Annotated in this window: 22 protein-coding genes, 2 pseudogenes and 1 riboswitch; of the genes and pseudogenes, 13 read left to right on the top strand and 11 right to left on the bottom strand. The window is 69.9% G+C overall.

Going from position 1 to position 20,319, the window contains the following annotated elements; genetic code table 11:
- The first annotated feature begins 196 nt into the window (after window positions 1-196).
- On the top strand, window positions 197-3,145 hold the full coding sequence (locus TFC3_RS14030; protein ID WP_067499834.1) for a Tn3 family transposase: 2,949 nt from the start codon (window positions 197-199) through the stop codon (window positions 3,143-3,145).
- 61 nt (window positions 3,146-3,206) lie between these two features.
- Here TFC3_RS14030 and TFC3_RS14025 read toward each other — a convergent pair whose 3' ends face one another.
- The 7 genes and pseudogenes from TFC3_RS14025 to TFC3_RS14000 form a co-directional block, all read right to left on the bottom strand.
- Complete coding sequence (locus TFC3_RS14025) at window positions 3,207-4,508, bottom strand: MATE family efflux transporter (protein WP_067499833.1); 1,302 nt, start codon at window positions 4,506-4,508, stop codon at window positions 3,207-3,209.
- Between the two features lie 38 nt (window positions 4,509-4,546).
- Window positions 4,547-5,533 carry a phosphotransferase family protein gene (locus TFC3_RS14020; protein WP_067499831.1) on the bottom strand — a complete coding sequence of 329 codons (987 nt, stop codon included), beginning with the start codon at window positions 5,531-5,533 and terminating at the stop codon, window positions 4,547-4,549.
- 222 nt (window positions 5,534-5,755) lie between these two features.
- Window positions 5,756-6,763: a LacI family DNA-binding transcriptional regulator gene (locus tag TFC3_RS14015; protein ID WP_067499830.1), complete on the bottom strand. Its 1,008-nt coding sequence runs from the start codon at window positions 6,761-6,763 to the stop codon at window positions 5,756-5,758.
- A 64-nt stretch (window positions 6,764-6,827) separates the two neighbouring features.
- Window positions 6,828-7,424: a recombinase family protein gene (locus TFC3_RS14010; RefSeq protein WP_067499828.1), complete on the bottom strand. Its 597-nt coding sequence runs from the start codon at window positions 7,422-7,424 to the stop codon at window positions 6,828-6,830.
- Window positions 7,425-7,574: 150 nt separating this feature from the next.
- Window positions 7,575-7,715, bottom strand: coding sequence for a hypothetical protein (locus tag TFC3_RS39300; RefSeq protein WP_236718121.1), 141 nt, complete (start codon window positions 7,713-7,715; stop codon window positions 7,575-7,577).
- 423 nt (window positions 7,716-8,138) lie between these two features.
- Window positions 8,139-8,525: pseudogene (locus TFC3_RS14005) on the bottom strand (recombinase family protein); the annotation flags it as partial.
- Between the two features lie 72 nt (window positions 8,526-8,597).
- A complete protein-coding gene (locus TFC3_RS14000) occupies window positions 8,598-9,059 on the bottom strand; it encodes an aldo/keto reductase (RefSeq protein WP_201787159.1) in 462 nt (153 codons plus the stop codon).
- A 7-nt stretch (window positions 9,060-9,066) separates the two neighbouring features.
- Between TFC3_RS14000 and TFC3_RS13995 the strand changes: the two genes are divergently transcribed.
- The gene (locus tag TFC3_RS13995; protein WP_201787158.1) at window positions 9,067-9,372 is read left to right on the top strand and encodes a hypothetical protein; all 306 of its coding nucleotides are present in this window, start codon (window positions 9,067-9,069) and stop codon (window positions 9,370-9,372) included.
- A 47-nt stretch (window positions 9,373-9,419) separates the two neighbouring features.
- Here TFC3_RS13995 and TFC3_RS13990 read toward each other — a convergent pair whose 3' ends face one another.
- Window positions 9,420-9,614, bottom strand: coding sequence for a hypothetical protein (locus tag TFC3_RS13990; protein ID WP_067499826.1), 195 nt, complete (start codon window positions 9,612-9,614; stop codon window positions 9,420-9,422).
- A 58-nt stretch (window positions 9,615-9,672) separates the two neighbouring features.
- Window positions 9,673-10,884: a type VII secretion-associated serine protease mycosin gene (gene mycP / locus TFC3_RS13985; protein ID WP_067506649.1), complete on the bottom strand. Its 1,212-nt coding sequence runs from the start codon at window positions 10,882-10,884 to the stop codon at window positions 9,673-9,675.
- A 76-nt stretch (window positions 10,885-10,960) separates the two neighbouring features.
- Window positions 10,961-11,085: riboswitch (cobalamin riboswitch) on the top strand.
- Window positions 11,086-11,119: 34 nt separating this feature from the next.
- Between mycP and TFC3_RS13980 the strand changes: the two genes are divergently transcribed.
- From TFC3_RS13980 to TFC3_RS13945, 8 genes are all read left to right on the top strand, one after another.
- A complete protein-coding gene (locus tag TFC3_RS13980; protein ID WP_067499824.1) occupies window positions 11,120-11,323 on the top strand; it encodes a CbtB domain-containing protein in 204 nt (67 codons plus the stop codon).
- Entirely contained in the window at window positions 11,314-12,108 is a 795-nt protein-coding gene (locus TFC3_RS13975) for a CbtA family protein (protein ID WP_082772042.1), read from the top strand. Before TFC3_RS13980 ends, TFC3_RS13975 begins: the two co-directional genes overlap by 10 nt.
- Window positions 12,105-12,656, top strand: a complete 552-nt coding sequence (locus TFC3_RS13970) for a histidine phosphatase family protein (protein WP_153040227.1) — start codon at window positions 12,105-12,107, stop codon at window positions 12,654-12,656. The genes TFC3_RS13975 and TFC3_RS13970 overlap by 4 nt, the downstream gene beginning before the upstream one ends.
- 194 nt (window positions 12,657-12,850) lie before the next feature.
- Window positions 12,851-13,435: a helix-turn-helix domain-containing protein gene (locus TFC3_RS13965; protein WP_173745322.1), complete on the top strand. Its 585-nt coding sequence runs from the start codon at window positions 12,851-12,853 to the stop codon at window positions 13,433-13,435.
- Window positions 13,436-13,478: 43 nt separating this feature from the next.
- Window positions 13,479-14,096, top strand: a complete 618-nt coding sequence (locus TFC3_RS13960) for an SRPBCC domain-containing protein (RefSeq protein ID WP_067499822.1) — start codon at window positions 13,479-13,481, stop codon at window positions 14,094-14,096.
- Window positions 14,093-14,887 (top strand): alpha/beta fold hydrolase, encoded by a 795-nt coding sequence (locus TFC3_RS13955; protein ID WP_067499820.1) that lies wholly within the window; start codon window positions 14,093-14,095, stop codon window positions 14,885-14,887. The genes TFC3_RS13960 and TFC3_RS13955 overlap by 4 nt, the downstream gene beginning before the upstream one ends.
- Before the next feature lie 55 nt (window positions 14,888-14,942).
- A complete protein-coding gene (locus tag TFC3_RS13950; protein ID WP_067499819.1) occupies window positions 14,943-16,181 on the top strand; it encodes a serine/threonine protein kinase in 1,239 nt (412 codons plus the stop codon).
- Between the two features lie 385 nt (window positions 16,182-16,566).
- Window positions 16,567-16,905, top strand: coding sequence for an RNA polymerase-binding protein RbpA (locus TFC3_RS13945; protein WP_015622005.1), 339 nt, complete (start codon window positions 16,567-16,569; stop codon window positions 16,903-16,905).
- Window positions 16,906-17,331: 426 nt separating this feature from the next.
- Here the strand turns inward: TFC3_RS13945 and TFC3_RS39295 are convergent, their stop codons facing one another.
- Window positions 17,332-17,535, bottom strand: a complete 204-nt coding sequence (locus TFC3_RS39295) for a hypothetical protein (RefSeq protein ID WP_236718458.1) — start codon at window positions 17,533-17,535, stop codon at window positions 17,332-17,334.
- 122 nt (window positions 17,536-17,657) lie between these two features.
- Window positions 17,658-17,942, bottom strand: a pseudogene (locus TFC3_RS39290) (helix-turn-helix transcriptional regulator); the annotation flags it as partial.
- 251 nt (window positions 17,943-18,193) lie between these two features.
- Here TFC3_RS39290 and TFC3_RS13935 point away from each other — a divergent pair.
- The 3 genes from TFC3_RS13935 to TFC3_RS13925 all read left to right on the top strand — a co-directional run bounded on the left by TFC3_RS13935 (window position 18,194) and on the right by TFC3_RS13925 (window position 20,307).
- Window positions 18,194-18,607 (top strand): DUF1761 domain-containing protein, encoded by a 414-nt coding sequence (locus TFC3_RS13935; protein WP_067499818.1) that lies wholly within the window; start codon window positions 18,194-18,196, stop codon window positions 18,605-18,607.
- 123 nt (window positions 18,608-18,730) lie between these two features.
- Complete coding sequence (locus TFC3_RS13930; protein WP_067499816.1) at window positions 18,731-19,192, top strand: VOC family protein; 462 nt, start codon at window positions 18,731-18,733, stop codon at window positions 19,190-19,192.
- Between the two features lie 80 nt (window positions 19,193-19,272).
- The gene (locus tag TFC3_RS13925) at window positions 19,273-20,307 is read left to right on the top strand and encodes an aldo/keto reductase (RefSeq protein ID WP_067499814.1); all 1,035 of its coding nucleotides are present in this window, start codon (window positions 19,273-19,275) and stop codon (window positions 20,305-20,307) included.
- Window positions 20,308-20,319: the final 12 nt, after the last annotated feature.

Here is a 20,319-nt window from a genome sequence, read left to right as displayed (position 1 = left end):
CTCCGGCGACAGGATCACCGGCCCCGCCCAGCCGGACGAGCAAGTCCGGTGCGTGCCACCGAGCCTTGATTGATCTCACCCGGCCGGAGCAGCCCAGAACGGGGTGCTGGTAACAAACGTGTCGTCAGCCGCCAAATAGTTGATCTTGTTCCTGGGTAGTGCGCGGCTGCTCGGTGGGTGGCCAGGATGATCGCTCGTGAGCCGATCCCCTCTGGACCTTGATGCTCTCGTCGAGCACTGGACGTTGCTGCCGGATGAGCTGGACCTTGTTGTGCGCCGTCATGAAGCGACGCGGCTGCTGTTCGCGGCGTGGCTGAAGTTCTATACCCGGCATGGCCGGTTCCCGCGCGGCCGCGGCGAGCTGCACGACGATGCGGTGGCGTTCCTGGCCCGGCAGTTGAAGGTGTCGGCGGGCGACTTGGGCCTGGTGGAGTGGGACGGCCGTACGGCAGAGCGGCACCGGGCGGCGATCCGGGCGCATCTGGGGTTCCGGGAGTTTACGACTGCTGACGCGGACAAGCTGACCGCCTGGTTGGCGGCGGAGGTCGCGGGCCGAGAGCGCCGTTTCGACCTGGTCCGGCAGGAGCTGCTGGCGGAGTTCCGGCGCGAGCGGATCGAGCCGCCGGCGGACGGCCGCATCGAGCGCCTGGTGCGCTCGGCGTTGCACCAGGCGGAGAAGGAGTGGTGCGCCCGTGTGCACGTCCGGCTGCCGGTCGAGGTGGTCGCCCGGCTGGAGGAGCTGGCCGGCGCCGACGATGACGGGCCGTCGCTGCTGGCGACGATCAAGTCGGTGCCCGGCTCGGTGAGCTTGGACTCGATGCTGGCCGAGATCGAGAAGCTGCGCGCAGTGCGGGCCGTCGGCGTCCCGGCCGCGGCGCTGGCGGACGTGGCACCGAAGGTCCTCGCGGGGTGGCGGGCGCGGGCGATGGTGGAGGCCCCGTCGCACCTGGCCCGGCATACCCCGGCGCTGCGGGTGACGTTGCTGGCAGCGCTGCTGCGGCTGCGGGAACGGGAGATCACCGACGCGCTGGTGGAGCTGCTGATCGCCACGGTGCACCGCATCGACGCCCGCGCGCAGCGCAAGGTCACCAACGAGCTGATCGCCGAGTTCAAGAAGGTGACCGGCAAGAAGAGCCTGCTGTTCCGCATCGCGGAGGCGTCGCTGACGGCGCCGGAGTCTCGGGTGCGCGATGTCGTGTTCCCGGCGGTGGCGGGCGGGGAGCAGACGTTGCGGGATGTGGTGGCGGAGTTTCGCAGCAAGGGTCCGACGTATCGGCGCACGGTAAAGACGTCGATGCGCGCCTCGTACACCAGCCACTATCGCAAGGGCCTGATCCAGCTGTTGGAGGTGCTGGAGTTCCGCAGCTCGAACAGCACTCACCGGCCGGTCATCGCCGCCCTGGACCTCATTGCCCGTCACGCGCGCGGGTCGGTGCAGTACTACCCCGACGGCGAGGATGTGCCGGCGCATCGCGGTGTCGGCGGCGACTGGGCCGATCTGGTCGTCAAGGTCGACCAGCGGGGCCGGCGCCGGGTGGTCCGCATGGTGTACGAGGTGTGCACCTTCCAGGCGCTGCGGGAGGCGCTGCGCTGCAAGGAGATCTGGGTCGTCGGCGCGGACACGTTCCGCAACCCCGACGAGGACCTGCTCGCCGACTTCGAGGCCCGCCGCGCCGAACACTACGGCGCCCTGCGCAAGCCTCTGGATCCGACGGCGTTCATCGACGGGCTGCGCGAGGAGATGCGTACCGAGCTCACCGCCTTGCACGACGGCCTCGACCGCCTGCCCTGGTTGAGCGTCAAGTCCCGTCCAGGAGGCGCCGGGGTCAAGCTCGAACCCCTCGACGCGCTGCCGGAGCCGGCCAACCTGCGCCGGCTCAAACGCGAGATCGAACGGCAGTGGGGCACCGTCGCGTTGATCGACATGCTGAAGGAGGCGGCGCTGCGCACCGGCTGCCTCACCGCCGCGGGCACCGTCGGCGCCCGCTCCGGCATGGACCCGGCGGTCCTCGCGGAACGGCTGCTGCTGTGCGTGTACGGCTACGGCACGAACACCGGCATCAAGGCCGCCGCCGCGGGCGACCACGGCCACCGCGAGGACGACCTGCGCTACGTGCGCCGCTTCCTAAGCGCCGAGACCGCGCGGGCGATGGCCGTGGAGATCGCCAACGCCACCTTCGCCGTGCGCTCCGAGCAGGTCTGGGGCACCGGGTCGGCGGCGGTTGCCTCCGACTCGACGCACTTCGGCGCCTACGACCAGAACATCTTCACCCAGTGGCACTCGCGCTACGGCGGCCGCGGCGTGCTCATCTACTGGCACGTCGAACGCAAGAGCATGGCGATACACTCGCAGCTGATCTCCTGCACCGCCTCCGAGGTCGCCGCGATGGTCGAGGGTGCAGTCCGGCACGGCACGAGCATGCAGGTGGAGGCGAACTACACCGACAGCCATGGCCAGTCCGAGATCGGCTTCGGCATCACCCGGCTGCTCGGCTTCGACCTGCTGCCGCGCATCAAGCGGATCAACCACGTCAAGCTTTACCGCCCCGCGACCGGCGAGGCCGGTGCCTGGCCGGGACTGGCGCCGGCGATGATGGGCCGCGCAATCCGCTGGGACCTCATCGCCGAGCAGTACGACCAGATGATCAAGTACGCGACGGCGATCCGGACCGGCACCGCCTCGACCGAGGCGATCTTGCGCCGGTTCGCCCGTGCCGCCTCCCACCCGACCTATCAGGCGATGCTGGAGGTCGGCAGGGCCGTCAAGACGGTCTTCGTGGCCCGGTATCTGCGCGATCGGGACCTGCAACGCGAGATCCACGACGGCTTGAACGTGGCCGAGGGGTGGAACGGCGGCAACCAGGTGCCGTTCTACGGCAAGGGCGGCGACATCGCCACCAACCGCCGCGACGAGCAGGAACTGTCCGTGGCCTGCCTGCACGTGCTGCAGGCCGCGGTCGCCTACGTCAACACCCTGCTCGTGCAGGACGTCTTGGCTGAACCGGCGTGGGCCGCAACGCTCACCCCGGAGGATCGGCGCGGGCTGACCCCGCTGTTCTGGACCCACGTCGCCCCGTACGGCGAGGTCAAGCTGAACATGACCAAGCGGCTGGCGCTACGCGGTGACCCTTCCTCTCCGCAGTGACCGCCGGCACCGCCAGGGTGCCGAAGCGGGCGGAATCGTCGGTGATGCCTCAAGGACGTGGCTATCCCAGCCGTAGGCGTCGTAGAAGGACGGCTGCGGCCAGCGCGGAGATGATCTCGCCGAGAGTCAGTGCAGTCCAGACGCCCGTGTCTCCGAGATGAGCGAGGGCGATCACCAGGGGGGCCTTGATCACGAGCAGGGTTCCGACGGAGAGGGTGTAGGAGATCGCTGGTCGGCCCAGCGATTGGCTGTATGCCGATATCAGCGGTGTGACCCCGGCAGCGACGAACCCGATGGCGATGATGCGCAGGGCGTGCTGTGTGGTCGTCGCGGCGTCGCCGTCGGGCAGGAACAACGCCACGAGCGGTCCCACGCCTAAAATGACCGCGCCGGCGGCCAGGGCGCCGTAGACGACGGTGGCGCTCAGAGCCAGGGTCTTGGCGCGCAGGATCCGGTGGTGAAGGCCGCGCCCGGCGTTGTACCCGACGATGGGTTGCAGGCCCTGGCTGATGCCCAGCTGGGGCATCATGACGAACGTCTGGATCCGGGCGCACACGGCGTAGGCGGCGAGCGCGGTGGCGCCGCCGGTCTGCGAGAGGGTGTTGTTGACCAGGACGGCGAGCAGGGTGGCGCCGAAGCCGGTGAGGAAGGAGGGGGCGCCGACACCGATGAGGGCGCGCACGGTTGGGCCGTGGGGGCGCAGGTCGGCGCGGGTGATGCGGTAGGGCCGGCCGCGCTGGCCGAAGAAGAACCAGATGCTCATCGCCGCGGAGACGGCTTGTCCACCGACGGTGCCCAGCGCCGCGCCGCGCACGCCCCAGCCGAGTCCGAAGATCAGCAGCGGGTCGAGGGTGATCTGAACCAGGACCGGGATCACCCACAGCAGGGTGGAGAATCGCAGGCGGCCCTCGGCGCGGACCAGGCTGGAGAAGCCGGTCGAGACGAGCGCGCCGCAGAGCAGCACGATCGTGTAGTCGCGGGTGAGTCCGCGGGTGGCCGGCTCGGCGCCGAGCGCGGTGAGCAGCGGCTCGATGGCGAGCAAGCCGGTGACGGTGATCAGCGCGGCGGTCAGCCAGAAGACGGCGAAGGCGTTGCCGGTGGCACGGGCCGCGCCGGCCGGATCGCCGGCGCCGAGGCGCCGGGAGACCAGGGATGCGCCACCAGCGCCGACGGTGGTGGAGACCGCACCGAGGATGAGCAGGACCGGGGCGGCGAGATTGACGGCGGCCATCGCGTCGGCGCCGACGCCGCGGGCGACGAACCAGGCGTTGGTCAGGGCGTAGATGCCGTAGACGCCGACCGACAGCGTGGTCTGGGAGCAGGTGTGCCACAGCAGCCGCCCGATCGGGCGGCTGCCGAGCATCGCCGTGGTCTCGGCCGAGGATCGGCGGGAGGAGCGGCTCAGCGCGGTTCCCGGCCGAACAGTGCCATGACTTCGTGCAGGCGTTCGCGGGCCCAGTCGTATTGCTGGGTGTCGGTGTGGCCGCGGTAATCGGTCTCGATGATCATGATGAGGATCAGGTAGAGGGTGTAGAGCTTGCGGCGCTGCCGTTCGGTGGCGGTGAGCTCGGCGTGGCCGTAGCCGCGCATGAAGGCCGCGGGGTCGCCGAACGCGGGCAGGTCGATCGCGGTGAACCCGGCCTCCATCAGCGGGTCGCCGTAGAAGGCGCGTTCGTGGTCGATGATCGCGACGATCTTCCCGTCGCGGATCATGACGTTGCTGTCCCACAGGTCCCATTCGATGAAGCGCGGCTCGGTCACCTCGTCCAGGCAGTTCTGGTGTTCGGCGATCACCTCGCGGACGACCTCGTAGTCGTAGCCGATGTTGACGGATCGGCGCTGCCCGTCGGCGAGGACGTCACCGATCATGCGGGTGAAGCAGGCCCGCCAGGTCGGGTCGCCGGGCCCGGCGAGCGGGCCGAACGCTGCCCCGCGGATGCTGTTGAGGTCGCGGTTGGCCGCGCCGAGGGCCTCGTTGTAGGCGTCGCGTTCGGCGGCGCTCAGGCTGTCCTTGACGATGCCGAAGTTGTCGGCGTCGATGAAGGGCATGAAGAAGTAGTCGGCATCGCAGAGTTCCTGACTGCGGTCGGCGAAGTCGACGTGCGGCACTGGCACGGTGGTGTGCTTGGCGATGAGCTGCAACGACGCCAACTCGATCCCCATCGCGCCGTGCTCATAGGTCATCACCTCGACGTGCGGCGGCGGGGCGATCTTGAGCACCACCTCGGTGCCGTCACGCAGCCGGATCCGGTAGGCCACGTTGAACCAGCCGTGCCCCATCTCCTGCACCCAGTCGCCATCTTGAGGGACCTGGTCCGGCCCGTAGGCGCGGCCGATCATCGCCCGCAGGACCTCGCGCGGCTGACGGTTCTTCGTGATGCTTTCCATCCGTGCCTCAACTCGTACGAAGGATGAGCCGTCGACATGGCCCGTCACCTGGACGAAAGGCACCGGGAGCCGAGCGTGCCTGCACCCCGATGCCGCTCGGGACACCGGCTCATTGAACCGAGAGAGCGGCACCGGTGCAGACACGGCACCGGCGCACCATGACGCACCGCACGGTACGGGCGAGAGCGCTCTCACCACCACCGCTCGGTGATCGCCCGATGGTTATCCGGCGGCGGACGGACTGTTGGTGCTCTCCCGCACCACGAGCTCGACCGGGACGCGCTGCCGGTAGCCGACCTCAACGGCGCCGTCGAGCAGCAGCTGGGTCGCTGCGGCAGCCATGTCCTCGACCGGCATCCGCATCGTGCTCAGCTGCGGGTTCGAGCACACCGCGGCGATGCTGTCGTCGAAACCGACCACACTGACGTCACGCGGAACCCGTCGACCGGTCGCGGTGATCGCCTGAACCGCCCCGGCACCCATCAGGTCACAGGCCACGAACATCGCGTCCACGTCCGGGTACCACTCCAGCAGCCGGCGCGCCGCGTCGAACCCACCCTCGCGGGTGAAGCCACCGCCGGCGCTCAGATCCACCAGCCCGAACTCCTCGACCGCCCGGAGATATCCCGCTCGCCGGCTCACCCCGCAGGAATTGGCGTCCGGGCCGTGGACCGCGGCGATCCGCCGCCGGCCGAGCTGATGCAGGTACGCCACCGCCGCGTACGCGCCACCGACATTGTCCGCCTCCACCGCCGGCACCGACGCGGCCGTCTCCACCAGCGACACCACCCGGCGGCACCGCCGCTGGAACCGCACGGCCAGATCAGCCGGAACGCAGGCCAGCACCGCCCCGAGCGACACCCGCTCCGCGATCGCCTCCAGGCCCGCCACATCCGTCTCGCCGACCGCCTGGATCCGCACCTGGATGTCACGCCCCTGCAGCACCGACATGATCCCGGCCAGCACCCGGCTGTAATACGGATGCGAACCCAGCCAGCCCATCCCCAACAGCGGGGCCGCCACCACGACATCGATCGCCGGCTGCTGCCGCGAAGCCAGCGCCCGCGCCGCCTGATCAGGCACATAACCCAACTCGGCGATGACCGCACGTACCCGGTCCCGGACCGCGTCAGCGGCACCTGGCACGTCGTTCATCACCCGCGACACCGTCGCACGCGACACCCCGGCCGCCCGGGCGACATCCTCGATCGTCAGCTTTCCCGCCGCCACGACTTACCCCTCCCACCGGAGCGGACAGCTGCCCAAATGACGAGACCCACGTGCGGGTCGCACGTCACTCAACGGCCGCGGCCCGCGTCGACGCAGCTCGCTCGATCGCCCGGTACACCGTCGAGCGGGCCACGCCGAACAACTCGGCCAACTCAGCACTGGTGTGCTCGCCGGCGTGATGCAGCGCGACCAGGTGCGCCTCCTGCCGCGCGTTGAGCTTCGGCCGCTTACCCCGCAGGCGGCCCTTGGCCTTAGCGACCTTCATGCCCTCCCGGGTACGCATGCGAGCCAGGTCGGCCTCGAACTCCGCCACCATCGCCAACGCGGTGAACAGCAGCTTGCCCACCGGATCCTTCGGGTCGTGCACCGACCCGCCCAAGTTCAGCTTCACCCCGCGGGCCGTGAGCTCCTTCGAGATGTCGTGCGCGTCGGCGACCGAACGAGCCAGCCGGTCCAGCTTCGTCACCACCAACGTGTCACCAGCGCGGCACGCTGCCAGGGCCTCGCGCAGGCCAGGGCGGGCCCGGTTCGTTCCGGTCAGCCCCTTATCGACATAGATCCGCTCCGGCTCCACACCGAACGCGGTCAGAGCATCCAGCTGCGCGGTGAGGTCCTGCTCATCTGTGGACACCCGCGCGTAGCCAATGAAAAGCCCGATCATCGGCCGACTGTAGCGTTTGACCCCCGCTCATCGGGCACATCACCGGGCGGGTCTTGCGGGACACGCCGAGCAGGGCAACGCTGGGCACGCAAGATCTGACTCCTCTGCCCGGTTGGGGATCCCCCAACGGGACACCAGCCACGACGTCGCTCAGTGACTGTCCGCCACAACAGCAAGATCAACTATTTGGCGGCTGGTGACACGTTCGTTACCGGCACCCCAGAACGGCTGCGACATGTTCCCGGTCGCCGAGGGATCGACGTCCAACGCCACCAGGTGATCGCGTTCCACTCACGACTCGCCGCGCTCGATGCACCGGGGCACCATTCCCCGTCACCTTCATTGGGAACTCGGCACGCGTACCTCGGTTCGCTGCGTTACATGTACCTGCCAAACCTGGATGAGCTTCCACGCGTCTCCGAATACCGGCGCAGGGTTGCTGGCGCTGCCTCCGCACTCCAAAATTAATGGATTACTAATACCAGCAATCCATTAATAATAAAAGAGGTCAAAGAGTCGAGTACACCATAATGACTGCTATGGAGTAGACAGATCTGTCTCAGTTGAAGGTTGTTTGGTAGACGTGCGGCTCGGTTCTTGAGGGCCAACGGCAGTGGATCCGGCGCTGAGCGTTGACGGACTGGTCAGCTGCGTGGCGACGGCTCGGGTGCGGGCGCTGTCGGTGCGGGTGGTGCCGGATGGTGCGGTAGATCGTCACCGGGTGACGACGCAGGAGGTGGCGATTTCGGCCACGGTGAACGGGCGGCTGTCGTACATCTGCTGCGCCTCGTTGATCAGGGCGGGTGTCATCTTCGGCTTCCGTCCGCCGGCGCGGCCGCGGGCTGCGGAAAGGTCGGCAACGGTGCGTTCCTTGATGAGGGCGGCTTCGTCCTCGGCCATGAGGGCGAACATGCCGAACACCACTTTGCCGTGGGCGGTGGTGGTATCCACGACGCCGTTGGTCAGCGACTTGACGCCGACGCCGCGCTGTTCGAGGACAGTGACAATATCGACCAGGTCGAGCAAGCTGCGGCCGAGCCGGTCGATCTTCCAGATGATCAGGGTGTCGCCGGGGCGCAGGTCGTCCACGCATGCCTGCCATTGCGGTCGGGCTGAGCAGCCGAGCGGTCGGAGGGCAGGAGGACCGCCGCGCCCGAACGCTCGGCTGCCCGATCAGCGGCGGGCCTGGATCTTCAGGTCGCCGCGGGTCTGCATGCGGATGTGGTCACTGGCGAGCATCGCATGGGGGAAGCCGAGGTCGATGGCGCTGATGTCGTTCAGGCGGGCCAGGTGCGACGGGCTGAGGTCGACTTCCAGGGCTCCCAGGTTCTCCCGCAGTTGCTCGGTGGTCCGGGCTCCGATGACTGGCGCTGTCACCGCCGGGTTCTGCAGGGTCCAGGCGAGCCCGACCTGAGCCGGCGTACGACCCAGTTCATCGGCGACCTCCTTGACCACGTCCACGATGGCCAGGCTGCGCTCGGTCACTCCCCCGAGGGCCACGTTGAAGCTCTTTCGGACGCTTCCGGTGTCGTCGTTCGGCGGGTTGGTCAAGTCCTCGCGGCTGTACTTGCCGGTGAGTACCCCTCCCGCCAGCGGCGACCACAGGACGGTGCCCAGCTCCAGCTCCTGCGCCATCGGCTGGATGCGCCGCTTCGCCGAGTGGGCGGGCGAGCGGCGCGGCATCTGTGAGGCCCTGGTGGCCATGAGCGCTTCCGGACGTTTCGGCACCGGACCGGTCTGCGACGAGGTCCAGCAGGTTCTGGCAATGGTGCTTGCGGCCGGCGCCGAAGCAGGGGACCTGCGCAGCGACATCGATCCGGTCGACGTCGGCGGCATCCTCGCCGGCGTGCTCTGCGTGGCCGGCGGACCGGACCAGCGCGCCCAGCTCGACCGTATGCTCACCATCGTCGTCGACGGGCTCAGGTCGCCCCGAGAAGCCGGGCGCTGACCTCCCACTCCTGTATACCGAGAGCGCGGTCCATAGCGTCCAGCGCGTCATTCAGATACGAGGGTGATGCAGGTCAGAACCAGGCCGAGCTGGTCCTCCATGCAGGCGTGGTAGGCCTGGTACAGCTCGCTCTTGCGGCCCGTGGAAGACGTGCCTGCCCAGGCCAGCCATTCGACCAACTGCTCCTGCGCCGCGACGTGATCCAGCACCACCAACGGATCCGTCAGGAACGTCCCGACCATCGCACCGTGACCAACTGCGGAGCGAACCCGAGCCGGTTGTGATCACGGGGAAGGGGAGTCAGGCGGCGGCGGACGGTGGACGCCAGCCGCGGCGCCGACCGTGGCGGATCGCGGCGGCGACCATGACCACGAGCAGCACCACGCCCGCGCCGATCGCGGCCACGAGCAGCGACATGTCCTGGGCGTGGGCGCGGCGCCGCGCCAGGGCGATGGTGGCCGGGTCGTTGGTGTGCACCACCATCGGGGCCACGGCGGGCTGGGTTTCCGGGCCCAGGGTTTCGGTCAGCGCCCGGTACGGGTTGAGCACTCCCACCCCGTAGTCGTCGCTGCGCTGCCCGCCGGGGGCCGGGTCGGCGGTGGCCAGGATGCGCCGGGCGATCTGCGCCGGGGTCAGGGTCGGGAAGCGCTGGTGCACCAGGGCGGCGGTGGCCGACACGAACGGGGCGGCGAAGCTGGTGCCCCCGCCGGTGGTCTGCCCGCCGCGCGGGGTGGCGATGGTGACCCCGACGCCGGGGGCCATCAGGTCGACGTAGTCACCGTGCTGGGAGAAGCCGGGTTTGACGCCGTTGATGTCGATCGCGCCGACCCCGATCACGCCGGGGTAAGAGGCGGGGAAGGGCCGCGGGTTGCCGTCCTTGGGTTCACCGTCGTTGCCGGCCGCAGCGACCACCACGACTCCGGCGGCGATGGCGTCAGCCACGGCGGTGCGCACCGCGGTGTTGTTCTCGGTCATCACCAGCGACATGTTGATCACATCGGCGTTGCCGCCGCTGGGACTGGCTGCCCACACGATGGCCTGGGCGAAGCGCGCCGGGCTGGCCGGTTTGCCGCTGGTGCCGCCGCCGGGGGTGTCGGTCTGCTCGCTGACGCGCACCGGCACGATGGTTACGCCGGGCGCCAGCCCGCGCAGCCCGGCCTTCTCGCTGGGGGTGGCGGCGATGATGCTGGACACCGCGGTGCCGTGCCCGACGCAGTCCTGCCGGCCGTCGGTGTTGTTGTGCAGGAAGTCGCGGCCCCGCTCGACCTGGGCGCGCAGCTGCGGATTGCGGGTGTCGACGCCGGAGTCGATGACCGCTACGCGTACGCCCGCGCCGGTGGCGAACGGCTTGAGACGGTCCGGAGCGAACAGCTGATCCTCGTACGGTGTGGCTGTGCTGTTCTTGCCGATCTCGAATTCCTGCGGGCAGACGAAGGCGGCGCGGGCCGGGGCAGCGGGCGCCAGCACGACCAGCGTTGCGATCACGGCGACCGCCGCCCGGGTTCTCAGCACGCCAGCGATGCTACCGATGTGGCGTACGTCGCGCGGCCCCGCCCACATTGACCTGCTTGGCTGCGCCCGGCTAGGTTGGGACAGTCAGCTGCGGCGTCGTGAGGGAAACCGGTGAAAGTCCGGTGCGGTCGCGCCACTGTGAACGAGTCCATGGCCGGGTTCGTGAGTCAGGACGCTCCTGCGTCGCAGACCTGTTGGACGGGACGCGTTATCCCGCAAGGAGGGTCTGTTCGTTATGCCCAAGATTGAAGCGGCTCGCCCGCTCATCACCCCCGCCGTCTCCGCGCGCACGCTGTGGATCGCCGCCGCGGTCGTGGCCGGTCTGCTGCTGCTGGCCTACCTGGTCGCCTTCGACCAGGGTGCGGTTTCGCGCAGCGGCATGTACCTGCACGAGCTCATGCACGACGGCCGGCACCTGCTCGGCGTGCCGTGTCACTGAGCGGAAACCGCACCGCGCCGGGCTACGGCGCCATCCTGCTGCGCGGGCTGCTGGCCGGGCTGATCGCCGGTCTGCTGGCCGGGGTCTTCGCATACTCCTTCGGTGAGCCCAAGGTCGACGCGGCCATCGCGATCGAGCAGGCCAACGCCGACGCCGAGGTCCACGCTGCCGGCGATGCCGGGCACAGCCACGACGACGAAGACGCCTTGGTCTCGCGCGACGGTCAGAAGGGCGGGCTGTTCCTGGCCACCGGGCTGTACGGGGTGGCGATGGGCGGCCTGCTGGCCACCGCGTACACGCTGCTGCGCCGCCGGATGCGCATCCGCGACAACGGGCGTGCGGTGCTCGGGCTCGCCGGGGGTGCCCTGCTGGGGCTGGTGCTGGTGCCGTTCGTCAAGTACCCGCCGAACCCGCCGGCCGTGGGTGACCCCAGCACCATCAATCAGCGCACGATCAGCTATCTGTCCATTGTGGTGATCGGGCTGGTAGCGGTGTGGGCGGCGGTGCTGGCCTCCCGCTCGGTGCGCGCCGGAGCAGCGGAGTGGCTGCGGCTGACCGCTGGGCTGGGGGCGTTCCTGCTGATCGTGGTGGTCGGCTACGTGCTGCTGCCCACCATCGACGAGGTGCCGGGTACGTTCCCGCCGAGCCTGCTGTATTCCTTCCGCGTCACCTCGCTGGGCACGCAGGTGACGTTGTGGCTGGTGCTGGGACTGGCGTTGTCGGCGCTGCTGAGCCGGTTGAGCGCTGTGAACGTACCGGGAAAATCTGATTCCGTGTCCGTGTGAGCGGCCTGCGCCTGCTGGCGTGCGCCCCCACGCCGACGTTACGGGGTGCGCGTTTCGGCGGTGACGACGATCTGGACGAGGGCGGCCGCCGGGCCGCCCTCGCCGTTTCCGCCTTCGGCCGCCGTGACCTGTGGGTGTGTGCGCCCGCGCGGGCCTCGCGCGAGACGGCGCAGGCGCTCGGGCACACCGCGCTGAGCGAACCGGCGCTGGCCGACCCCGACTTCGGGTCCTGGACAGGCGCGAGCATCGACGAGGTGGCGCTCAAGGATCCGCAGGGTTTGCAGCGCTGGCTCACCGATGCGGCGGCGGCCCCGCACGGCGGGGAATCCCTGACCCAGGTGCGGGCGCGGGCGGGGGCCTGGCTGGAGGCGATGTCGCGGCAGCGGGTGGTGGCAGTGGCCCACCCGATCACGGTACGAGCACTGCTCGCCCACGCTCTCGACCTGCCCGAACAGCAGGTGTGGACCCTGGAGGTGGCGCCGCTGTCGCTGACCCGGCTGACCTGGCGTACCGGGCGCTGGCACCTGCACTTCCCCGCGGCGGCCTGAGCTTCCGCGCTCCCCGGTTCCGAAGGGCTGGCAGCCGTGCTGGGCGAGGCGGCCGGGAGTTCCGGTGCAGCCTGCGCCTGGTCACCACCCTGCTCGTCCACCCTTCTTGGTCCAGGAAGCGGAACCCGCGCGCCAACACTCCGACAACTTCTGCCTACTGGACAGTGTTTGTTGTCGGTGGCATCGTGGCCCGCATGCAGGACATAGCAGTGATCGACAACCCGGCTGCGGCCGCGGCCGGCCTCGATCCGATCCGGGCGCGACTGCTCGCCGAGCTCAGCGAGCCGAGTTCCGCCGCCACCCTGGCCGGCCGGGTCGGGCTGCCCCGCCAGAAGGTCAACTACCATCTGCGCACGCTGGAGCAGCACGGGCTGATCGAGCTGGTGCAGGAGCGCCGCAAGGGCAACATGACCGAGCGGCTGATGCGCGCCACCGCCGCCAGCTACGTCATCTCCCCGGCCGCCATGCCCGCCGTGGCACCGGATCCGCAGCGCGCCCCGGACCGGTTGTCGGCGCGCTGGCTGCTGGCGGTGGCCGCGCGTCTGGTCCGCGATGTCGGGGAGCTGATCACCGGGGCGGGCCGGGCGCAGCAGCGGCTGGCCACCTTCGCCCTCGACGGGGAGATCACCTTCGCCTCGGCTGCTGATCGGGCCGCGTTCGCCGCCGAACTCAACGCCGCGGTCACTCGGCTCGCCGGCAAATATCACGCCGCTTCGGGCCGCAGCCACCGCCTGGTCGTGGCCGTGCACCCCAGCGTGAACGGGGACCAGGCGCGATGAGCGTCGCGGCCGTGCATCCCAGCGTGAGCGGGGACTGAGCGCGATGGGCAAGGACTTCGAGACGCGGCTGCAGGCCGAGGTCAGCGCCGACCCCGAGCAGGTGTGGCGGGCCATCGCGACCGGGCCGGGCATCACCGCCTGGTTCGTGGGACACACCGAGATAACCGATGACACGGTACGCACCAAGCTCGGCGGCACCGCCCTGCCCGCCGCCCCGATCAGCGCCACGCAGCCGGGTCATCGCTTCGCTTACGCCAGCGAGCCCGGCCCGGACGGCCGCTTCATCGCCTACGAATACCTCATCGAGGGCCGCGACCACAGCGCCACTGTGCTGCGCTCGGTCACCAGCGGCTTCCTGCCCGGCGACGACTGGGAGCAGGAGTACGAAGCCATGACCTACGGCACCGAACTGTTCTTCTGGACCCTGGTGGAGTACCTGCGCCACTTCCCCGGGCGCCGCGCCACCACATGCACCACCTTCGGCCCGGCCAACGACGACTGGGACGCCTCCCACGCCGTCGCCGGGAGCGTCTACTTCCGCAACCCGCACACCCTGGGCGTACGCACCGCCGACGGCCTGCACCGCTATGTGCGCGGCCTGCACGGCTCGATGGTGATCAGCCGTTCCCTGTTCGACCCGGCCCAAGGAGCAACCTCGTGAGCACCGTGATCTCAGCAGACGGCACGCACATCGGCTACAGCGTCACCGGGTCCGGCCCGGCACTGATCCTCATCGACGGGGCCATGACCCACCGCGGGTTCGGACCGATGCCCAAACTCGCCGCGGCCCTGCAGGACAGCTTCACCGTGTACCTATACGACCGGCGCGGCCGCGGTGAGAGCGGACCGGGCGTCACCGCGTACACCCCGCACCGCGAGGTCGAGGACCTGGCCGCCGTGCTGGAAGCCGCCGGGGGCAGCGCGCACGTGGCGGCGGTGTCCTCGGGTGCGGTGCTGGCGGCGGACGCGGCTGCCACGCTGGACGGGATCACCGGGCTCGCCCTGTACGAGCCGCCCATGATCGTGGACGGCTCGCACGCGCCCCGGCCCGAGGACTTCGTGAGCCGGGTCGAAGCGATGATCGCGGCGGGCGACGAGGGCGGGGCGGTGAGGGCGTTCCTGCGCAGTGTGGACGTACCCCCGCTGGCTGTTGCTCTGATGTCGTTGACCCCGCCCTTTCGCAAGATGAAGGCGAGCGCCGCGACCCTGCCCCATGATCTGCGGATTCTCGGTGACACCGGGCGTGGCCAGCCGCTGGACGCCGAGCGGTGGGCCAAGCTCAGCGCGCCGGCGACCGTGCTGGACGGCGGCAGGAGCCCGCAGTACATGCGCAGCGCGGCCCGGGCGCTCAGCCAGGCCCTGCCCGGCGCCGGCTACCGCACGCTGCCCGGACAGACCCACATGTTCAACGCTGCGGTGCTGGCCGCCGCGATCAAACAGTGCCTGCGCTGACACCCCGGCGTGCTGCACAGCTGCGAGCGGTGACGGGAGTTAGGGTCGGGACGCGATGGCTGACGACGATCTTTTCCTCACCCACCCCGTGGTGCCCCAGCAAAGCGGCGCGGACCTGGACCCCGACCTACCGGTGGAGACCCGCCCGTGCGCGCATTGCGGGCGTCCGGTGCCGCAGCGCTCCTCGGCGGGCCGGCCGTTTCGCTACTGCCGCGACAACGACGGCGAGTGTCAGCGGGCCTCGCGTAACTCGCGGATGCGGCACCGTTCGTCGCCGGGGCTGGCCGGTCAGGTAGCGCGGACCTGGGAGGTCGTGGACCGCCTGGACCAGCTCGTGGGCTCGCTCAGCGAGGCGCTGCACGCCGAGATGTCGCCCGCCGGGGTGGAACGGCAGGTCGCCGAGGTCCGCGCGGAAACCTCCCGGCAGGTCGCCGCCGCGCACACCGAACGTGACAGCCTGGTGCAGGAAGCCCTGGTGGCCCGCCAGGAGGCGCTGGCCGCGCGCGCCGAGCGTGACGACGCCCTGCAACAGGCCGACCAGGCGCGGCGGCTGGCCACGACCGCCGCCGCCGAGGCCCAGGAAGCGCTCACGGCCCGTGACGAGGCCCAGGCAGCCGCCGGGGCGGCCACGGCGTTGCGCGATCAGGCGCGTCAAGAGGCTCAGGTGCTGCGAGCCGACCTGGACACGACCCGGCGTGACATCGACACGGTACGCCGGGAGCTCGCCGGAACCCGCCGCGAAGCCGACACCGCGTCACGCGAGCTGGCCAGCACCGCCGGGGAGCTGGCCAGCGCCGTGGCGGCCCGGGATGCGGCGACGGCTCAGGTGCGGCAGAGCGGGCGAGAGCTGGAGGCGGCGCGTTCGGAGATCGTCCGGCTGGGCGAGGCTGCGCGGGCCGAGGCGGGGCGGGTGGCCGAGTTGCAGGAGTCGGTGGCTCAGGCTCGCGGTGAGCTTGTCCACGCTCGGGCCGAGGGTGCTCAGGCTGCGCAGGCTTTGTCCCGGTCTCAGGCTGAGGTGGCGCAGGCGCGTGATGAGGCTGCTCGGGTGCGCGGGGAATTGGCGGAGGGCCGGCGGGCGTTGCAGCAGGCTCGCTCGGATGCCGATGGCGCTCATTCCCGGGTGGCTCAGTTGTCGGCGCAGGTCAGCGATCTGGCTTCGGCGCTGGCGGCGCTGGGGGCGGGGCGTGGGGGCGGTGCTCCGGCAGCGTCCGCTGGTCGGCCCCCGGGTGCTGCTCCGGCGCCGGCTTCGGGTGCTGCAGCGGCTTCTGCGCCGGATTCTGCTGCCGGGAAGTAGGGCGCGGCTGCTTGCCCGGTCGTTCGGCCGGCTGTTCGGGTCTGCCGGAGGGTGGCACGGGTGGGAGGTGTCACGCCCGGGGACGGCGGGCATAAAGGGTGGGTAGCGCAACGGTAATCTTGAGGTGTCGTACGGGTCGCGGGGCACGATGAGGTGCCGGGCAACGCGATTGTGCCCGGTGTCGCGTTATCTGCAGATCTGGCAATATCCCGTAAAATGGACCAAGGTCCACTTCAGGTGTGGGGCGAGACGGCCGATAGGGGACCCTGCCGGTTACGCTCGAAGCGTTAACACCGTCGACACACGGCGGTCGCCAGGAATCTCGCGACCGTCCGTTTCGTTACACCAACGGCAAGTAGCACCACGAGCGAGGGGATAGCCGATCATGGGCGAACGCATGCTGCGCGGCAGCCGTCTTGGCGCAGTCAGCTACGAGTCCGACCGCAACACGGAGCTGGCGCCCCGGCAGACCCGCGAGTACCTGTGCGTGAAGGGTCACCAGTTCGAGGTGCCGTTCGCCGTCGACGCCGAGGTGCCGATCACCTGGGAATGCAAGTTCGACGGCAGCGTCGCGCGACTGGTCGACGGCAACGAGCCGGAGCAGAAGAAGGCCAAGCCGCCGCGCACCCACTGGGACATGCTGCTCGAGCGGCGGTCGATCTCGGAGCTGGAGGACATCCTCAACGAACGGCTCCAGGAAGTCCGCACCCGCCGGGGCCGCTGACCTCGCAGGTCACACCACGATCGCCGTTCCGCCCCTCGGGTGGAACGGCGATTTTGCTGTCCCGCTTGATCCGGTCAGCGGCGGCGGTTGAGAGCACGCCGAGCGCTGGTCCCGAACTCCCACTTGGATCAGGTTCAGCCCGGCCTTCCGCGCGAAGCCGCCGAGCGCCTGCACGGCGGCGAGCGTGGTGGGCGTTGCCCGGGGTCGGCGGCGTTCATGGCCGAACAGGCGGGGGGGACCGCCGCTGGCCGCCGCTCAGCGCGCCGGGCACCTCCGCGGCGATGTCACCCTGAGCCAAACACTCGACCTCGTCCCGGCCGTGGCACGGTTAGCCGGTGCCCGCCGTCGGGAGGCGCCGTGGGCATCACCATCTGCACCACGGGCAGGAACTTGGGCGGCGATGCGGCCGGCTGCTGTTCGGGTGAATCAGCGGGCGAGACGCGCGAAGGCCTCGGTCAGTTCGTCGGGGCCGACGACGTCGATGCCGGCGTCGTAGCGGGCGATGGCGGCGGCGAGGCTGGGCCGGGACCAGGATCCGAGGGTGAGTCGGAAGCGGTCGGGGGTGATGCGCTCGACGAGGCCGTCGCGGGTGTAGAGGGCCACGGTGGCGGCCGGCAGGTCGAGGAGCACCGTGCCCTGGCATGGCCAGTTTCCCGAAGCATCCCCGGAACCACGAAAGACGCCGGTGACGTACGCGGCAATGTCTCCGCCGGCAGCGCAAGAGGGGCGAAGCGTGGCCCGTTGGGGGTGCGCAAGCTCATCCGGTCGACGCGGAAGGTACGCCAGTCGTCGCGGTCGAGGTCCCACGCGACGAGGTACCACCGTCCGTCCCAGGTGATCATGTGGTGTGGTTCGGTGCGGCGCAGCGGTTTCATGCTGTCGGAGCCGTAGTCGAAGCGCAGGATCTCGCGGGCGCGAACGGCGGCGCTGACGCTCAGCAGCGCGTCGCCGTTGACGGGTTCGGCCGGGCGGATGGTGGGCCGCTCGACGGCGGTGACGTCCAGCGCGGTGATGCGGTGCCGTGGCCGGGAGGGCATCACCTGCCGGATGGTGTTCAACGCCCGTTCGGCGGCCTCCGCGAGCCGCTGCCAGGGGTGGTCGCCGCGATCTGCAGAAACGACAGCAGAGCCAGCGATCGCGCAGAACTTTTCGGCATGAACCCGGTCCTGCCCGCAGTAGGTGCCACAACCTGGCATCTACTGCTGCGAATCTTGTCTCAAGCCGGTCAGCCACGGCGATCCGGAGCCGCCGGACAACCGGCCCTCCCTGGGTAGTGCGGAGTCAACACATGTTCGACGTTCTAGGCGATCTCAACTGGCTCGGGATCCTGGTCGGGTTCATCGCCCTGACCCTGCTCGGCGGCCTGTGGTTCGCAGCGCTGTTCCCCAAGGCGTACAACCGCTCGCTGGGCCGCGACTCCGGCGCGAAAGCGCCGTCGACCCCGCTGTTTCTCGCCGGGCCACCGCTCTCCAGCCTGGTCATCTCCTTCACCAGCGCGATCCTGTTCGCCGCGCTGAGCATCGACACCTACGGCGACGCCCTGCTGTTCGGGCTCATCGTCGGCGTCGGCTACCTCACCGCGAACACCGTCACCATCGCCATCAACCCCAACTTCCCGCGACCGCTGCTCTACGCGGCGATCTCCGGCAGCTACACCATCGTCGGCAGCCTCATCGTCAGCGCCATCCTGCTGGCCATCTGAGGTCCGCACCGGTGACGGCCGGATCCACCGATCAGTCATCGCCTGCTCTGGTTCCCTCACATGGGGCTTCACCAGCCCATACGGGCCGACCGTGCCCGAGAACAACCACCCGAGGAGTCCCCCATGGCCATCACCACCACGACGCACCTGAACTTCCGCGGCGACGCCCGAGCGGCGCTGGAGTTCTACCAGTCTGCCTTCGGCGGTCACCTCACTGTCGTCGCTTACGGCGATTTCGGTATGCCGAAGGAACTCCCGGACGCCGACAAGGTCGTCTTCGGCCAGGTCACCGCCGACAACGGGTTCAGCATCATGGCCTACGACGTACCCAGCCAGGCACCCGCAACCGCACCGGCCGCAGCCACCACCCGCGAGAACGGCATGACGCTGACCGGCGAACGGTTCTTCGTCTCCGTCCGCGGTGAAACTGCCGACGAGGTCAGCGCGCTGTGGGACAAGCTCGCCGACGGTGCCGAGGTCATCGAGAAGTTCGGCCCCTCGCAGTGGGCGCCGGGCTTCGGGATGCTCACCGACCGGTTCGGCGTCACCTGGATCCTCGACGTCGCCGTGGCCTACGCCGGCTGACCCACCACACCCCGCACGGTCCGGGGCCGCCCAACCGGGCGCCCCGGACCACCCCCACCCGGCGAAGGACAAACAGTCACATGCGCATGCGCCCCCTCGGCCGCACCGGCATCCAGGTCAGCCCCTACTGCCTGGGCACCATGATGTTCGCCCCGTTCGGCAACCCCGACCCCGACGACTGCGCCCGGATCATCCACCGGGCCCTGGACGCCGGCATCAACTTCATCGACACCGCCGACGTGTACGGCGGCGACGGCGAGACCGAACGTATCGTCGGCAAAGCCTTGAAAGGCTGCCGTGACAACGTCGTGCTCGCCACCAAGTTCAACGGCCCCATGGGCACCGACCCGAACCGGCGCGGTAGCTCCCGCCGCTGGATCGTCACCGCGCTTGAGGACTCGCTGCGGCGCCTCGGTGTCGACCACATCGACCTCTACCAGGTCCACCATCCCGAACCCGGCACCGACATCGAGGAGACGCTCGCCGCCCTCACCGACCTGATGCGGGCCGGCAAGGTCCGCGCGATCGGCCACTCCAGCATGCCGGCCGCCGAGATCGTGGAAGCCCAATGGGCCGCCGAACGACGCGGGCTGGCCCGCTTCCGCACCGAACAACCGACGTACTCCATCCTCAACCGCGGCATCGAACGCGACGTCCTGCCGGTCTGCGAACGCTACGCAATGGGCGTACTGACCTGGAGCCCCCTCGCATCGGGCCTGCTCACCGGCCGCTTCCGTCCCGGTGGCGAACAGCCCTCGGCCGGGCGGATGCACTGGGTGCCGAAACACATGAGCGATCCCCGCAACCACGCAGCCGTCGAACAACTCGTCCCGATCGCCGACGACGCCGGCCTTTCGCTCACCCACCTGGCTCTGGCCTTCGTCGTCAGCCACCCCGCGGTCACCTCGGCAATCATCGGCCCACGCACCATGGCCCACCTCGACGACCTGCTCGCCGGCTCCGGCACCACCCTCGACGACGACACCCTCGACCGCATCGACGAAGTCGTCGCACCTGGAATCAATCCAGGCAGCCTCGACATCGCCTATATGCCACCCGCCCTCGAACAGGCCGACCTGCGCCGCCGCCGTACCGGCGACCGCGCCGCCACCTGACTGAGGCCGTGG

It is taken from the genome of Actinoplanes sp. TFC3 (genome assembly GCF_001553785.1).
GTDB lineage: Bacteria > Actinomycetota > Actinomycetes > Mycobacteriales > Micromonosporaceae > Actinoplanes.
The sequence above is the reverse complement of the archived record's forward strand: the minus strand, read 5'-3'. Positions and strand labels throughout refer to the sequence as shown.

What these genes read in the sequence shown, in the direction of transcription:
- TFC3_RS13945 (WP_015622005.1), top strand. Translation starts at nt 16,567, where the DNA reads ATGGGCGAACGCATGCTGCGCGGCAGCCGTCTTGGCGCAGTCAGCTAC.
- TFC3_RS13980 (WP_067499824.1), top strand. Translation starts at nt 11,120, where the DNA reads ATGCCCAAGATTGAAGCGGCTCGCCCGCTCATCACCCCCGCCGTCTCC.
- TFC3_RS14020 (WP_067499831.1), bottom strand. Translation starts at nt 5,533, where the DNA reads ATGGAAAGCATCACGAAGAACCGTCAGCCGCGCGAGGTCCTGCGGGCG.
- TFC3_RS13935 (WP_067499818.1), top strand. Translation starts at nt 18,194, where the DNA reads ATGTTCGACGTTCTAGGCGATCTCAACTGGCTCGGGATCCTGGTCGGG.
- TFC3_RS13930 (WP_067499816.1), top strand. Translation starts at nt 18,731, where the DNA reads ATGGCCATCACCACCACGACGCACCTGAACTTCCGCGGCGACGCCCGA.
- TFC3_RS13925 (WP_067499814.1), top strand. Translation starts at nt 19,273, where the DNA reads ATGCGCATGCGCCCCCTCGGCCGCACCGGCATCCAGGTCAGCCCCTAC.
- TFC3_RS13960 (WP_067499822.1), top strand. Translation starts at nt 13,479, where the DNA reads ATGGGCAAGGACTTCGAGACGCGGCTGCAGGCCGAGGTCAGCGCCGAC.
- TFC3_RS13995 (WP_201787158.1), top strand. Translation starts at nt 9,067, where the DNA reads ATGCGCCGCTTCGCCGAGTGGGCGGGCGAGCGGCGCGGCATCTGTGAG.
- TFC3_RS13965 (WP_173745322.1), top strand. Translation starts at nt 12,851, where the DNA reads ATGCAGGACATAGCAGTGATCGACAACCCGGCTGCGGCCGCGGCCGGC.
- TFC3_RS14025 (WP_067499833.1), bottom strand. Translation starts at nt 4,508, where the DNA reads ATGCTCGGCAGCCGCCCGATCGGGCGGCTGCTGTGGCACACCTGCTCC.
- TFC3_RS14010 (WP_067499828.1), bottom strand. Translation starts at nt 7,424, where the DNA reads ATGATCGGGCTTTTCATTGGCTACGCGCGGGTGTCCACAGATGAGCAG.
- TFC3_RS13990 (WP_067499826.1), bottom strand. Translation starts at nt 9,614, where the DNA reads ATGGTCGGGACGTTCCTGACGGATCCGTTGGTGGTGCTGGATCACGTC.
- TFC3_RS13950 (WP_067499819.1), top strand. Translation starts at nt 14,943, where the DNA reads ATGGCTGACGACGATCTTTTCCTCACCCACCCCGTGGTGCCCCAGCAA.
- TFC3_RS14000 (WP_201787159.1), bottom strand. Translation starts at nt 9,059, where the DNA reads ATGGCGCAGGAGCTGGAGCTGGGCACCGTCCTGTGGTCGCCGCTGGCG.